This is a genomic window from Enterobacter sp. Li2LvB3, assembly GCF_056156645.1.
Window position 1 is genome coordinate 88,738 of record NZ_JBSICG010000016.1, and the last position, 14,975, is coordinate 103,712.

Here is a 14,975-nt window from a genome sequence, read left to right on the forward strand (position 1 = left end):
CCAGATCCTCGGAAGGGAAGTTAGTCACGTTTGTGTGAAAACACTATTGAACACCAGCTCGTAGCGTTGAGCCGATTATTTCAGCGGGTAGTATAGCGTAAAGGAGTGTAAACCTGCCAGAGGTCACATTTTGAGTAGTTTTATGCAGGAAATGCCCGGGTAAACAGACCGCTTACCCGGTGTGAAAGGCTTACTCTTTGCTGAGCGTTTGCACCAGTGCCATCTCCTCCTGGTGATAAGCCCGCCCATCAGCCATTAGCACATCGTGAAACCACAGCCCGGCACTTTTCGTGTGATGCGGAATGTCCGGCCACGGCAGCCAGGTCTGGGTTTTTCCCTGCACCAGTCCCCAGTGGTAGCAAGAAACATTCTGTTCTTTAAAAAGAGGGAGCGTATCGGCCATGTTGCTCCCGATATGGCGCGCCAGCCACTCGGTACAAAGCAGCGGGCGCTGGAAGGCCGCCAGCCGGGATAAAATTTGCCGCTGTTCCTGGGCATCCACATAGGCGTGAAAACTTGTTACATCCGACAAATGCAATGCGGCGACATCAACCGGGTGTGTGAAAGCTCCCCGGCAGTCACTGCGGTCGGGAACATGCCATGCGGCCACTGTCAGCGGCTGCTCGGGTGAGACTTCCCGTGCCCATGTAAATACGTTCACCATCAACGACAACGCATAAAACTCAAGCCGGGTGTCGTACGCCATCCCTTTTGGGGCTCCGATAAACACGCCGCTGTTACCCGGTTCGTTGTACAAATCCCATATCTGGATCCGCGGGTCGTGACGAAAATGGCCAACGATATCTTTCACATAAGCTGCAATTTGCGGCCAGCATTCAGGGCTGAGCACTTTCGCCCGACCCGGGCTTCCAGCGCCCTGGCTGTTATGCACGCCCGGTACGGGGGGCTTCTGCTGGCCGATAAACGGCTCGTCGCCCGAAAATGCGCAGTCATCAAGCAGGGTGAGCATCACCGCCAGCCCATTGCTGCTGGCAATCGACAGGAAATGGTCGATACGGCTTATCAGGCCGTCTCGATCGTGTTCCCAGACCGTAAACGGCAGGTTGGTACGCAGGGCGTTGTAGCCATATTCTTGCGCCCATTTCAGCTCTTGCTGAAGGGTGGTGCTATCGAATGTCTCTTCCTGCCACATCTCCAGCCAGTTGACTGCCGTTCGGGGCAGGTAGTTAAATCCGCAGCCCCATTTCTGCTGCATCCACCAGCTTTGCGCGCGCTCGGGTGTCCATTGTTGATACATATGCGCTCCTTATTCAGCACCCGACAGGCTGACGTTAGCCCCGGAGTGCGGCGTTGCATTGCCGCCCCAGACCTGGTCGTACTCGTAGCCTGTCAGCTGCTTGATGACGATGCGGGTGCTTTCGTCACAGTCGCGATAGTCCCCACCCAGCTTGCGGCGGGCTATCTCTTTCAGCAGCAGTTTGTGTGTCTCGCGGGTGAGTTTGAATTTGTAAGTGGTAAAGAAACTCACCGCCAGCAGCGCCGCCGTGGCGAACACCATCAGGCCGATAATGGCATGAAGGGCGTTTTCAGGCTGCGCGCCACTGCCTTTCACAAAGCCAGATCCTTGCAGAACGAGGCCGATAATCATGATGGCAATCGCCACTGTGCTTTTACGGGTTAACACCATGACACCGGCAAAGATGCCTTCGCGGCGCTGCCGGGTGACGATTTCATCAATATCAGGAATAAAGCTGTAGATATTCCAGGGAATGTAATACAGGCCAGAGCGCGCCGCCCCAAGCAAAATGAAGACCGCAGAGAACAGCACCGCGGGAACCTGCGTCCGGGTGATATAGATGCTGAACAGGAAGGCGAGTACGCAGAAAATACAGCCGTAAGAGAGACGCAGCGCGGCAGACGGTGTGACATTTAAGCGATTTAACAACAGCATAAATCCGTAAGTGCCTGGCACCGAAGCAAAAGCGGCAAGACTCAGCCAGCCGGAAACGGCCGCAGCATCCTGGCTCAGACAATAGACAACGTAGTAGGTAAAGACCGAGCCGAAAACATCCATCGCCGTAAACGAGAAGATATAAATAATAATGTGTAAGCGGAAAGCCCGGATCCGAAATGAAGAGAACAGATCCAGCACCAGATATTTCAGATGATTGAGTATTCCGCCGCTGCGTTGATTCTCCAGTTTGAAATCCGATTCCTGATGAACATCTTTGGCTTCCCAGGTGCAACGCCAGGTAATAAAAACGGCGATGCAAAAGACACAAGAAAAAAGTAATCCGGTCAGGGTGTAGGTAAACGGATTATCTTTTCCGGTGAATTGCATAATGACACCAGGAACAGAGACCGCAAGAAATCCGCCCAGCTGGGAGCAAATCATGCGCACGCCCGACAGGCGGCTGCGCTCCTCATAACGGTTGGTCATCTCTGCCGCCAGTGTTTCCCACGGCACCAGTACCATCGCTGACAACAGCTCAATAGAGAGGTAAGTACCCAGGTAATACCAGTAGCCCATATCGGTCAGCCACAACAGGGCATACAGGAACATTAGCGGTGAGCTGATTAATAAGAAGAAGCGGCGGCGACCAAATTTACGCCCAAGCCAGGTATTGCCAAAGTTGTCGGTGATATACCCCATTATTGGGCTTAATAACGCATCAATAATACGCGCCACCGCAAAGATAGAACCGGCTTCCAGCACGGTTAGCCCGCAGTAGGTGGTGTAAAAAAATAAAAGCCAGGTGCCGATAATCGCAAATGCGCCACCGCCAAACAGGTCGGTTATGCCGTAGCCAAGCGCCACGCCATAGCCAACTCTACGTTCAGTTGGTTTGACCATAATATTTTCTTCCAGGTGTAGGGTAGCTATTAACCCGTTTTCGGGTCGTTTTTTATTTACTGCTGGAATACAAATTACGTTCTAATTACTTATATCAATCCATTGCCGTATCTGAGATGAACGATAAATAGCCTCCACAAGGTTGAGTGATTTTCCGGCGGTGCGGATATCAATGTAATCCGCATTTTCCGGGTGATGAATGGCATGATAAAAGCGGCGGATAGCCTGCTGGTGGCCCACTCCCCAGTAACTTTTGCTGGAGCCATCCGGCGAGGCATCGTTCGCCAGCGCTATCCGTTCCCCCTGGCTTAAGCGCCAGAGCGTATTGTCGTTAAGCTGTAGCGTGCCATGTTCGCAGTGGATCTCCAGCAGCAACGGGGAATCAGTGGTATGGCAATTGCTGGCATAAAACAAGCCGCGAGCGCCATTGGCAAAATGCAGCGTCGCCATGGCGCTGTCTTCACCTTCCGTGACGTCGGCCAGTTCGCCTCTGTCTACTACCCCTTTCAGCCGCGTGACTCCGCCTCCGAACCACTGCATCAAATCGAGCGTATGGATCGCCTGATTGATCAGCAGGCTACCCCCTTCCGTTGCCAGCCGGCCGCGCCACGGGCTTTCGGTGTAGTAACGTCCTGAACGCGACCAGGTGAGCACCGCTTTAATGCTGAGCATCCTGCCGAGCGAGCCTTCTGTCAGCGTCTCCATAATGGACTGGCTGGTGGGGTTTAGCCGGTTCTGGTAGCAGACGCCGAGCAACCCCGGCGCATGGTTAACTGCCTGCGTTATCTCGCGGATTTCTCTGCCGTTCATGGCGACCGGTTTTTCGCAGAACACATGTTTTCCGGCGGCAAGCGCCGCCAGAATCATCTCCTTATGTTCGAAGTGGGGCGTGCAGATGTGCACCACGTCGATGTGTTCATCCAGCAGCATTTCCCGGTGATCCTGATAAAAGCGGCACTGATAATCCTTTGCCAGTTTCAGTCCTTTTACACTGTCAGTGTCGACTAACGCCCGCAGCGTCACGTCGGGGATTTGGCGCAGCGCGTTCACATGGCAACCGTGGATAGCGCCGCCGCCGATAATGGCCGAGTTCAGGACTTTCATCTGCGTCTCCCGTTATCCCGCCGCGTTAGCCAGCATTTGCGCCTTCACGCACAGCTCGGCCGCTTTAAAGGCGTGGGCCTGGCTCATGGCGTTTTCAGTGCGATGCAGGCAGTCGAGGATCAGTTCACCAAAGAACGGGAAGCCGACCAGGCCTGCCACCGGGTAGCGGAACTCGCCCTCTTTATTGACGAGGTACACCACATCCTGCTCGCCGTGGGTTAAATCGACATACTTGCGGATCTCAATGTATCCCTCAGTACCCAGTAGCGTGAGGCGGCCATCACCCCAGGTGGAAAGCCCATCTGGCGTGAACCAGTCGCAGCGGAAGTAGCCACTGGCCCCGTTTTCCCCTTTGAGCATCGCGTCGCCGAAATCTTCAAACGCGGGATATTGCGGATGGCTGGTGTTACGTGCCTGGCTGGCGATCACGGTCGCATTGTGGTTTCCGGTGTAAAACAGGAATTGTTCAATCTGGTGGCTGCTGATGTCACACAGAATTCCGCCGAAGTAACGACGATCGTAAAACCAGTCTGGCCTGCCTTGTCCTTCCCGGTGCGGGCCGGTGCCGAGCGTGTGGATAACGCGGCCAATCGCACCCTGTTGCACCAGTTGCCCGGCAAATACCGCGCTTTCAACGTGCAGGCGCTCGCTGTAGTAAACCGCGTATTTCTTGCCAGTCTTCCCGACCATTTCTTTGGCATCAGCCAGTTGTTCAAGCGTGGTGAGCGGTGCTTTGTCGGTGAAGTAGTCCTTACCCGCAGCCATCGTTTTCAGCCCCAGCGCGCAGCGCTCAGAGGGGATGGCGGCACCAGCAACAAGATGCACTGCGCTATCGGCAAGGATCACCTCCAGCGAATCCGCGACCCGGGCCTGCGGGTACTGCTGCACAAATTTATCCACTTTCGCCGGGTCCGGGTCGTAAACCCATTTCAGCGTTGCGCCCGCTTCAATGAGCCCGTTGCACATCCCATAAATATGACCATGGTCGAGCGCGGCAGCGGCAAAGACGAATTCGCCTTGCCGGACAACAGGTTGAGGTTTGCCAACCGGTGCGTAATTCATTCCGTCATTCTTATTCATGTTCAGACTCCTCGATCCAGATCTTTGCCCAGAGGGATCGCGCCCACTTCGGTGAAGTTGGCAACGCTTGCGGATTTTTCATAAAAACGGGGGGCGAGGGTGTTTGTCCCGCCAGTACGGTAAAACGGGTCATCCTGGTGAATGGGCAGCGACACCACTGCCCGGGTGATCGCGGATTTATAAATTGCGGTAATCAGCTCCAGCGAGCGCTTACCCTGCTGGCCATCGACGAGCGGGGTAGCACCTTTTTCGATGCTCTGGAGCAGGTCGTGGATCTGCCCGGTGTGCAGCGTCCACCTGAGCGGCGGAGTGTCCTGAAAAACGGCGTTGAGCTGTGCTTCGCGCTGCGTGTCAGGGGTATCCTGGGGGAAGCCGTTATCAGCACTCACGCTGGCTATGGCCTGCCAGGGTGCAGAGATGCGGGCTTTTTCCCCCTGGATGATGATTTTCTGATCCTCACCGTGATGCACTACCGAAGCGGTAAGCTGGGTAAGCGCGCCGTTGGGGTATTTGAAGATAGCGGCACTCAGGTCTTCCACTTCGGCGTTGTCATGTGCCACGTTGGTCATCATCGCCACCACGTCCGACGGGAAGCCGAGCATCCATTGAATAGCGTCGATGTGATGTACTGCGTGGTTGAGCGTACAGCCCCCGCCCTCTTTTTCCCATGTACCGCGCCACCACAGGTCGTAGTAGCAGTGTCCACGCCACCAGAAGGAGTCCACCTGCGCGTGGCAAATCTTACCCGCGAGGCCAGAATCAATCGCCGCCTTTAAGCGCCAGAAGGCATCGGTAAAACGGTTTTGCGCAATCACAGAGAGGGTTTTCCCGCTCGCCTGCTGGGCGGCGATCATTGCATCGCACTCTTCAAGCGACGCGGCCATCGGCTTTTCGCACAGCACGTGGCAACCGGCATTGAGCGCATCAATACTGATTTGCGCATGAACGTAAGGTGGCGTACAGACATCGACGATATCGAGATGGGGCTCGCACGCCAGCATCTGCTCGTGGCTTTCGTACACGCGGGCATCCGTCAGGCCGTAGCGTGTTTTTTTCTCTTGTGCTTTTTCCGGGTAGATATCCACCAGCGCGACAATCCGGCAGCGCTGACCAAACTGCAAATAGCCCTGAATATGGTTATGCGAGATATTCCCTGTTCCCACGATGGCGACATTTAACATCGTTTTTTCTCCGGTGTTACCAGCTTCCTGATGCGTCCAGCGTTCGGCTGACGTTCTCTTTTTCTACTGAGGTGGTGATGCGCTGCTGAAGCAGGCGCAGATACTGTTTTTCGTTCAGCGGCAGATCGACCCAGTCATCAGTCCAGGTGGAGAGGTGCATGGCGTTGGAGAGCGTCAGCCCGCGAATACCTTCAAGACCCGGGGCAATCAGCGGCTCGCCGCGCAGGACGGCCGCACAGAAGTTGGCGGTGATGACATGATGCTCGCTGCACTCAGGCGCAACCGGGAGTGTGACTTCCCAGCATTCAGGCTCACCAAAGCCGTTCTGCCAGCGGGCATTAAATGCGGTTTCTGATTCGCGCAGTCGCCAGTAGCGCAGTGTGCCGTCCTCAACCACCACTTTGCCGCGATCGCCGGTAATTTCCAGGCGGTTGGTACCAGGCGTTTCCGCCACGGTGGTGATGAAGACGCCGGTCGCGCCATTGGCGTATTCCGCATAGGCGGTCACCTCATCTTCAACCTCGATGTCACGATGTTTGCCAAACTGGCAAAACGCGCGCAGGCGCACCGGCATTCCCGCCAGCCACTGCCAGAGGTCGAGCTGATGCGGGTCCTGATTGAGCAGGACGCCACCGCCTTCGCCTTTCCAGGTGGCGCGCCAGCCGCCAGAGTTGTAATAGCTCTGAGAGCGATACCAGTTGGTGATAATCCAGTTGGAGCGGCGGATCTCGCCCAGCTCGCCGCTGTCGATGAGATCTTTCACTTTCTGATAGAGCGGGTTGGGGCGTTGGTTATACATGATGCCGAACACCACATCACACTCACGTGCGCAGTCGTTCATCTCCTGCACTTGTGCGGTATACACACCCGCCGGTTTCTCACACAAGGTGTGGATGCCGTTACGCATGGCCAGAATGGACAGGCGAGGGTGATCGTAGTGCGGTGTCGCCACAATCACGGCGTCGATAAGGCCACTCTGGAGCATTTCTTGTGCGTCACTGAACAGTGGGACGCCATCACCCACCAGCTGGCGGATGGCAGGATGTTTTTCCGCCGCATTGTCGCAAACAGCCGCCAGACAAGCGTCTTTAACGGTCCCGGCCAGTAAATAGCGCGCGTGAACCGTACCGATATTACCTATACCAATAATGCCAAAACGTACCTTCTCCATGTCGCACCTTAATTTCAGTCGAAAAGAGTGATGACCGGAAAATAGGAAAGGCGAACCGCGGCGACAACGTTATTTTGTGAGAATACTCGCAAGGTGTTTAAGTAAACCCCAACGTTTTTGAAATTTGGTTTTAAAATCAACAAGCTGTTTCTGCAAATATTTGCAAAAACTGATTGAGAGCGAGGTCACACTATGCCGGGCAGGTTAAAAATGGAGGAGATCGCATCCCTGACAGGCTATTCCGTCAGCACGGTGTCCAGGGTCTTAAGCGGCAAATCCTATACCAGCGACAAGGCCCGGGATGCCATTGTACGGACCGCGCGGGAATTGGGTGTGCTTGAGTCCATGGCGAGTGGTCGGCTGCTGATTAATGGCATTGCGGTATTTGCGCCTGAAAGAACCTTTCAGGGACGTGGTGACATTTTTTATCTGGAAGTGACCAAAGGTATCGCAGAAGCCAGCGCCCCGCATAATGTGTGGATCACTTACAGTGGATTAGAAGAACAACATGCCGATGTAAAATTATTCCTCGAAAAAGCCAGCCATAAGAACATCAATGCGATCATTATTATCGGCACGGATGATGCCACCATATTTAAGCTTGCCAGCACCCTCAATAAGCCCTGTGTATTAATCAATTCAGTCGACAGGGATAACGTTCTCGATTCTGTTTCGCCCGATCATCGCGCCATTGGATTTACTACGATGCGTTACCTCTTTGAGCAGGGGCATCGCCGGGTGCTGACGCTCACCTGCCTGCGGCGGGAGACGCTCTATGCGCGCCTGGATGGCATTAAAGAGGCGTACCGGCATTTTCATGTCGCTTTTGAGCCTCAGCGGGATTTGCTGGTGACGGAGTGGTTTACCGCTGATGAAGCCGAGCGTGCCCTTGATGAGTGGCTGTTAAGCCACGACAGGCCGCAGTGGCCCGAGGTTATTTTCCCTAACAGCACCAGCATGACGGAAGGGGTGTTCAGGGCGCTGCGACGACACGGGCTGCGTGTTCCTGAGGATATCTCCATCATCACCACCGATTTTGCCTGGAATTTAGCAAATCGACTGGAAAAACCGGTCACAGGGATCACCGTGCCCTGTCGCGATCTTGGCATTGAGGCAGTACATTTGTTGCAAACGCGGCTGAACAGACCGCAGGCACCGGTGTATAACCTGCTGTTGCAGGGGAAGGTGGTGGATTACGGCTCGGTAAGTAATGCAACGCGCCACGCGGCTCGCGTGGCGCTATACAAGTGATCAGGCCAGCTGTGGCGGCAGGCACACGCCGATGCCACCAATGCCGCAGTAGCCATACGGATTTTTATGCAGGTACTGCTGGTGATCGTCTTCGGCATAGTAGAACGGTTTTGCGGAAGCGATTTCCGTCGTGACCTGGCGGTCATCCCCGGCATCACGCATGGCGCTCTGGAAGCGTTCCAGGCTGGCGTGCGCGGCGGTATCCTGCTCAGGGGTCAGCGGGTAGATGGCTGAACGGTACTGAGTGCCGTGGTCATTGCCCTGACGCATCCCCTGGGCCGGATCATGGTTTTCCCAGAACACCTGGAGCAGTTGCTCGTAGCTAATAACGGCCGGGTCATAGACCACACGAACCGCTTCGGCGTGTCCGGTTTCGCCTGAGCACACTTCGCGGTAGGTTGGGTTCGGTGTGTAACCGCCGGTATAACCGGCTGCGGTACTGTAAACACCAGGCAGTTGCCAGAACAAGCGTTCCACACCCCAGAAGCAGCCCATGGCGAACAGGGCGATTTCCATGCCTTCCGGGACGTGAGTCATTGAATGATCGTTTACGGCGTGTAAAGTCGCTACAGGCATTGGGGTGTTCCGTCCCGGTAATGCATCTGATTGAGAAACAAGATGCTTTTTGTCGAATAAACTCACGGTTGGGCCTCCCGGGCAGCGATGTTTCGGTTAAGGTTGTCATGAAGCGTTTAATTGAACACAATAAATACGCTGAATGAGTCTAGATTTAATCATAAGAAATATTTGGGTGTTTAACCCTTTTTCAACCCGAGAATTGGGTTTTGGGCTGTAAAGCCGTATGGAGCCGCGGAGCGGCACTTCATTTGCTTCCAGGGTGGAAACAAGGATATTCAGGAGAGAACGTGCCAAAGATCCGCCAGTTATGTTTGGTCAGTGTATTGCTGACAAGCGGAGTCGCCAGCGCGGCGAATGTCCGTTTGCAGGTTGAGGGGTTGTCCGGGGCGCTGGAAAAGAACGTGCGTGCACAGTTGTCTACGATTCAGGGAGACGAAGTGACGCCGGACCGGCGTTTTCGCGCACGTGTTGATGACGCGATCCGCGAAGGATTAAAAGCGCTCGGCTATTACGAGCCGACCATCGATTTCGATTTACGTCCGCCACCAGCCAAAGGCCGGCAGGTATTGATCGCCCGCGTATCGCCGGGCGAGCCGGTACTGATTGGTGGCACTGATGTGGTACTGCGCGGCGGTGCGCGTACCGACAGGGATTATCTGGATCTGCTCAGCACGCGTCCGAAAATCGGTACGGTGCTGGATCATAGCGATTACGACCATTTCAAAAAAGAACTCACCTCGGTTTCGCTGCGTAAGGGCTATTTCGACAGCCAGTTCAATAAAAGCCAGTTGGGGATCTCGCTGGAAAGACGCCAGGCTTTCTGGGATATCGACTTTGACAGCGGCGAACGCTACCGCTTCGGCGATGTGACCTTTGAAGGCTCGCAAATCCGCGAAGAGTATCTGCAAAACCTGATCCCGTTTAAGAAGGGTGATTACTATCAGTCGAAGGATTTGGCGGAGTTAAACCGTCGTTTGTCGGCGACTGGATGGTTTAACTCGGTTGTTGTCGCCCCTGAGTTTGATAAATCCCGCAAGACCAAGGTGTTGCCGCTGCATGGCGTTGTGTCGCCGCGCACCGAGAACACCATTGAGACGGGGTTAGGCTATTCGACGGACGTGGGCCCGCGCGTGAAAGCCACGTGGAAAAAACCGTGGATGAACTCCTACGGCCACAGCCTGACGACCAGCGCCAGTATCTCTTCGCCAGAGCAACAGCTGGATTTCAGCTATAAAATGCCGCTGCTGAAAAACCCGCTTGAACAGTACTACCTGGTGCAGGGCGGTTTTAAGCGAACCGACCTGAACGATACCGAATCAGATTCCACCACGCTTGCGCTGTCGCGCTTCTGGGATCTTTCGAGCGGCTGGCAGCGCGCCATTAACCTGCGCTGGAGCCTCGACCACTTTACCCAGGCGAATGTGACGAACACCACCATGCTGCTTTATCCCGGCGTGATGATAAGCCGTACCCGTTCCCGTGGTGGCCTGATGCCTGACTGGGGCGATTCCCAGCGTTACTCCATCGATTACTCCAATACGCTGTGGGGCTCTGACGTCGACTTCACCGTGGTGCAGGCGCAAAACGTCTGGATCCGCACCCTGTACGACAAACACCGCTTCGTGATGCGCGGCAATCTTGGCTGGATTGAAACCGGCGACTTCGACAAAGTCCCGCCCGACCTGCGTTTCTTCGCCGGTGGCGATCGCAGTATTCGTGGGTATAAGTACAAATCCATCGCGCCAAAAGATGACAGCGGCAAGCTGATTGGTGCGTCCAAGCTGGCGACGGGCTCGCTGGAATACCAGTACAACGTCAGCGGAAAATGGTGGGGTGCCATGTTTGTGGATAGCGGTGAAGCCGTGAGTGATATTCGCCGCAGCGATTTCAAAACCGGCGCGGGCGTGGGCGTGCGCTGGCAGTCTCCCGTTGGGCCTATCAAGCTCGATTTTGCCGTGCCTGTGGGTGACAAAGACGAACACGGTTTACAGTTTTACATCGGTCTGGGGCCTGAATTATGAGTTTATGGAAGAAGATAAGCCTCGGGGTGCTGATTTTTATCGTGCTGTTGCTCGGTACGGTTGCGTTCCTGGTGGGGACCACCACCGGCCTGCATCTGCTGTTTAACGCCGCTAACCGCTGGGTCCCGGGGCTGGAGATTGGCCAGGTGACGGGCGGCTGGCGCGATCTGCGTCTGAAGAATATTCGCTATCAACAGCCCGGCGTCGCGGTTAACGCGGGCGAGTTCCATCTGGCGGTCAAGCTCGGTTGTTTACGCGACAGCAAACTGTGCGTGAACGATCTGTCGCTAAAAGATGTGAACGTGGCGATAGATTCGAAAAAAATGCCGAAGTCTGCGCCGGTAGAAGAACAGGATACCGGCCCGCTTAATCTCTCCACGCCGTATCCCATTGCGCTCTACCGGGTGGCGCTGAATAACGTCAATATCAAAATCGACGACACCACCGTGTCGGTGATGGACTTCACTTCTGGCCTGCGCTGGCAGGAAAAAAATCTCACCCTGACGCCAACCTCACTGCAAGGGCTGCTGATTGCCCTGCCGAAAGTGGCAAAAGTGGCGCAGGAAGAGATAGTTGAACCGAAGATCCAGAACCCGCAGCCGGAAGAGAAACCGCTTGGTGAAACGCTGACCGCGCTCTTCGCAAAACCGGTGCTGCCGGAAATGACCGACGTGCACTTGCCGTTGAACCTCAATATTGAAGAGTTCAAAGGCGCACAGCTGCGTCTGACGGGTGACACCGACCTGACGGTCTACAACATGTTGCTTAAAGTCAGCAGTATCGACGGCACTATGAAGCTCGATACGATGGATATCGACACGAATCAGGGATCGGTAAATGCAAGCGGGAATGCGCTGCTGCGCGACAACTGGCCGGTGGATATCACGCTTAATAGCGCGCTGAACATTGATCCGCTCAAAGGCGAGAAGGTGAAGCTGAAAATAGGTGGGGCGCTACGCGAGAAACTGGAGTTTGGCGTTAACCTGTCTGGCCCGGTGGATATGGTTCTGCGCGGGCAAACACAGCTGGCAGAAGCGGGTTTACCGCTGAATCTGGAGATTGTCAGCCAGCAGCTTTACTGGCCGTTTACCGGCGAAAAACAGTTCCAGGCCGATGATCTGAAGCTCAAGCTCAGCGGCAAAATGACTGATTACACGCTGTCGTTCCGCACCGATGTGAAGGGGCAGGGTGTACCGCCAGCCGCCATTACGCTTGATGCGAAAGGTAACGAACGGCAGGTTAATCTCGACAAGCTGACCGTCGCGGCGCTGGAAGGGAAAACGGAGCTGACGGCGCTGCTCGACTGGCAGCAGGCGATCAGCTGGCGCGGTGAACTCAAGCTGACGGGCATCAATACGGCCAAAGAAGTGCCGGACTGGCCGTCAAAACTGGATGGCTTAATCAAAACGCGTGGCAGCCTTTATGGCGGCAGCTGGCAGATGGACGTGCCGGAAATCAAACTCACCGGCAATGTGAAGCAAAACAAGGTTAACGTTGACGGTTCGGTGAAGGGCAACAGCTATCTGCAATGGGTGATCCCGGGGTTGCATGTGGCGCTGGGGCGTAATACGGCGGACATCAAAGGTGAACTTGGCGTTAAAGATCTCAATCTGGATGCCACCATCGATGCGCCGAATCTGGATAACGCCCTGCCGGGTCTTGGCGGTACGGCGAAAGGTCTCGTTAAGGTTCGCGGTACGGTGGATGCACCGCAGCTGCTGGCCGATATCACCGCGAACGCCCTGCGCTGGCAGGAGCTGACCATTGCCCGGGTACGTGTGGAAGGGGATGTAAAATCCACCGACCAGATTGGCGGGAACCTGAGCCTGCGCGTCGAGCGTATTACCCAGCCGGATGTGAACATCAATCTGGTGACGCTGGCCGCGAAAGGCAACGAGAAACAGCATGACCTCCAGCTGAACGTGCAGGGTGAGCCGGTTTCCGGGCAACTGCACCTGACGGGCAGTTTCGACCGCAAGGAAGAACGCTGGAAGGGAACGCTTGATAACACCCGTTTCAACACGCCGGTTGGCCCTCTGGCGCTGTCACGCTCCATCGCGCTGGATTACCGCAATGCCGAACAAAAAATCAGTATTGGGCCGCACTGCTGGATCAACCCGAATGCTGAACTCTGTGTGCCACAGACCATTGATGCAGGCGCGGAAGGGCGCGCGCAAATAAACCTTAACCGGTTTGATCTGGCGATGCTGAAACCCTTTATGCCCGACACCACCCAGGCGAGCGGTGTCTTTAGCGGCAAAGCGGATGTGGCGTGGGACACCACCAAAGAGGGGCTGCCGCAGGGAAGTGTGACCCTCTCCGGGCGCAACGTGAAGGTAACGCAGGAAGTGAACGATGCGCCGCTGCCGGTAGCATTCGACACCCTCAACCTGAGCGCCGATCTGCATAACAACCGTGCTGAGCTGGGGTGGCTTATCCGCCTGACCAACAACGGCCAGTTCGACGGGCAAGTGCAGATAACCGATCCGCAAGGGCGGCGTAATCTGGGCGGTAACGTCAATATCCGCAACTTCAACCTGGCAATGGCGAACGCTATTTTCTCGCGCGGTGAAAAAGCCGCTGGGATGCTGAATGCCAATCTGCGGCTGGCGGGGACGGCGCAAAGCCCGCAGCTGTTCGGGCAGATGCAGCTGAACGGTGTGGATATCGACGGTAACTTTATGCCGTTTGATATGCAGCCAAGCCAGATTGCGATGAACTTTAACGGCATGAGCTCCACGCTTGCCGGGGTGGTTCGCACTCAACAAGGGCAAATCAACCTGAGCGGTGATGCAGACTGGAGCCAGCTTGATAACTGGCGTGCGCGCATTGCGGCAAAAGGCAGCAAAGTGCGCATTACCGTACCGCCGATGGTACGTCTGGATGTGTCGCCGGATGTAGTGTTTGAAGCCACGCCGAGCCTCTTTACTCTGGATGGCCGCGTGGACGTGCCGTGGGCGCGTATCGTGGTTCACGACGTGCCGGAAAGCGCGGTCGGGGTATCCAGTGATGAAGTGATGCTCGATAAAAATCTGAAACCGGTGGAACAGAAGAGCGCTGGCATCCCGATCAACAGTAATCTTATTGTTCACGTCGGGAACAACGTGCGCCTCGAAGCGTTTGGTCTGAAAGCGAGGCTGACGGGCGACCTGAAAGTGGCCCAGGATAAGCAAGGGCTTGGGCTGAACGGGCAAATCAACATTCCTGACGGGCGTTTCCATGCTTATGGCCAGGATCTGATTGTGCGTAAAGGTGAGCTGTTGTTCTCGGGGCCACCTGATCAGCCGCTTCTGAATATCGAAGCCATTCGTAACCCGGAAGCCACCGAAAATGACGTGATTGCTGGCGTGCGCGTAACGGGTACGGCCGATGAGCCAAAAGCGGAAATCTTCTCGGACCCGGCAATGTCGCAGCAAGAAGCGCTCTCTTATCTGCTGCGCGGGCAGGGTCTGGAAAGCGGCCAAAGCGATAGTGCAGCAATGACGTCAATGTTAGTGGGCCTGGGGGTTGCACAAAGTGGGCAGGTTGTGGGTAAAATCGGCGAGACGTTCGGCGTAAGCAATCTGGCACTGGACACCCAGGGCGTTGGTGACTCTTCGCAGGTGGTGGTTAGCGGCTATGTACTGCCGGGTCTACAGGTAAAATATGGTGTCGGGATCTTTGACTCACTCGCTACACTCACGTTACGCTATCGTCTGATGCCAAAGCTATATCTGGAAGCAGTGTCCGGCGTAGATCAGGCACTGGATTTGCTCTATCAGTTTGAGTTCTAG

Annotated in this window: 10 protein-coding genes; 3 read left to right on the forward strand and 7 right to left on the reverse strand. The window is 55.4% G+C overall.

The annotated features are described in order from the left end of the window. Window positions 1–190: 190 nt before the first annotated feature. The 6 genes from ACS603_RS14665 to ACS603_RS14690 all read right to left on the reverse strand — a co-directional run bounded on the left by ACS603_RS14665 (window position 191) and on the right by ACS603_RS14690 (window position 7,351). Window positions 191–1,258, reverse strand: coding sequence for a glycoside hydrolase 5 family protein (locus tag ACS603_RS14665; RefSeq protein WP_474944490.1), 1,068 nt, complete (start codon window positions 1,256–1,258; stop codon window positions 191–193). Between the two features lie 9 nt (window positions 1,259–1,267). After that, window positions 1,268–2,815 (reverse strand): MFS transporter, encoded by a 1,548-nt coding sequence (locus tag ACS603_RS14670; RefSeq protein WP_315687675.1) that lies wholly within the window; start codon window positions 2,813–2,815, stop codon window positions 1,268–1,270. 81 nt (window positions 2,816–2,896) lie between these two features. Continuing rightward, window positions 2,897–3,919: a Gfo/Idh/MocA family protein gene (locus tag ACS603_RS14675; protein ID WP_182063411.1), complete on the reverse strand. Its 1,023-nt coding sequence runs from the start codon at window positions 3,917–3,919 to the stop codon at window positions 2,897–2,899. Window positions 3,920–3,931: 12 nt separating this feature from the next. Then, window positions 3,932–4,999 carry a Gfo/Idh/MocA family protein gene (locus ACS603_RS14680; protein WP_474944491.1) on the reverse strand — a complete coding sequence of 356 codons (1,068 nt, stop codon included), beginning with the start codon at window positions 4,997–4,999 and terminating at the stop codon, window positions 3,932–3,934. 2 nt (window positions 5,000–5,001) lie between these two features. Beyond that, on the reverse strand, window positions 5,002–6,180 hold the full coding sequence (locus ACS603_RS14685; protein WP_474944492.1) for a Gfo/Idh/MocA family protein: 1,179 nt from the start codon (window positions 6,178–6,180) through the stop codon (window positions 5,002–5,004). Window positions 6,181–6,196: 16 nt separating this feature from the next. Further along, the gene (locus ACS603_RS14690; protein WP_182063414.1) at window positions 6,197–7,351 is read right to left on the reverse strand and encodes a Gfo/Idh/MocA family protein; all 1,155 of its coding nucleotides are present in this window, start codon (window positions 7,349–7,351) and stop codon (window positions 6,197–6,199) included. A 192-nt stretch (window positions 7,352–7,543) separates the two neighbouring features. Between ACS603_RS14690 and ACS603_RS14695 the strand changes: the two genes are divergently transcribed. Next, the gene (locus ACS603_RS14695; RefSeq protein WP_474944493.1) at window positions 7,544–8,602 is read left to right on the forward strand and encodes a LacI family DNA-binding transcriptional regulator; all 1,059 of its coding nucleotides are present in this window, start codon (window positions 7,544–7,546) and stop codon (window positions 8,600–8,602) included. Here ACS603_RS14695 and msrA read toward each other — a convergent pair whose 3' ends face one another. Beyond that, window positions 8,603–9,244: a peptide-methionine (S)-S-oxide reductase MsrA gene (msrA, locus tag ACS603_RS14700; RefSeq protein ID WP_315687679.1), complete on the reverse strand. Its 642-nt coding sequence runs from the start codon at window positions 9,242–9,244 to the stop codon at window positions 8,603–8,605. It abuts the gene before it with no gap. Window positions 9,245–9,468: 224 nt separating this feature from the next. On the opposite strand from msrA, the gene tamA reads away from it, so the two are divergent. After that, window positions 9,469–11,202, forward strand: coding sequence for an autotransporter assembly complex protein TamA (gene tamA, locus ACS603_RS14705; RefSeq protein ID WP_474944494.1), 1,734 nt, complete (start codon window positions 9,469–9,471; stop codon window positions 11,200–11,202). Beyond that, window positions 11,199–14,975, forward strand: coding sequence for an autotransporter assembly complex protein TamB (tamB, locus tag ACS603_RS14710; protein WP_182063418.1), 3,777 nt, complete (start codon window positions 11,199–11,201; stop codon window positions 14,973–14,975). Before tamA ends, tamB begins: the two co-directional genes overlap by 4 nt.

What these genes read in the sequence shown, in the direction of transcription:
- ACS603_RS14665 (WP_474944490.1), bottom strand. Translation starts at nt 1,258, where the DNA reads ATGTATCAACAATGGACACCCGAGCGCGCGCAAAGCTGGTGGATGCAG.
- ACS603_RS14670 (WP_315687675.1), bottom strand. Translation starts at nt 2,815, where the DNA reads ATGGTCAAACCAACTGAACGTAGAGTTGGCTATGGCGTGGCGCTTGGC.
- ACS603_RS14675 (WP_182063411.1), bottom strand. Translation starts at nt 3,919, where the DNA reads ATGAAAGTCCTGAACTCGGCCATTATCGGCGGCGGCGCTATCCACGGT.
- ACS603_RS14680 (WP_474944491.1), bottom strand. Translation starts at nt 4,999, where the DNA reads ATGAATAAGAATGACGGAATGAATTACGCACCGGTTGGCAAACCTCAA.
- ACS603_RS14685 (WP_474944492.1), bottom strand. Translation starts at nt 6,180, where the DNA reads ATGTTAAATGTCGCCATCGTGGGAACAGGGAATATCTCGCATAACCAT.
- ACS603_RS14690 (WP_182063414.1), bottom strand. Translation starts at nt 7,351, where the DNA reads ATGGAGAAGGTACGTTTTGGCATTATTGGTATAGGTAATATCGGTACG.
- ACS603_RS14695 (WP_474944493.1), top strand. Translation starts at nt 7,544, where the DNA reads ATGCCGGGCAGGTTAAAAATGGAGGAGATCGCATCCCTGACAGGCTAT.
- tamB (WP_182063418.1), top strand. Translation starts at nt 11,199, where the DNA reads ATGAGTTTATGGAAGAAGATAAGCCTCGGGGTGCTGATTTTTATCGTG.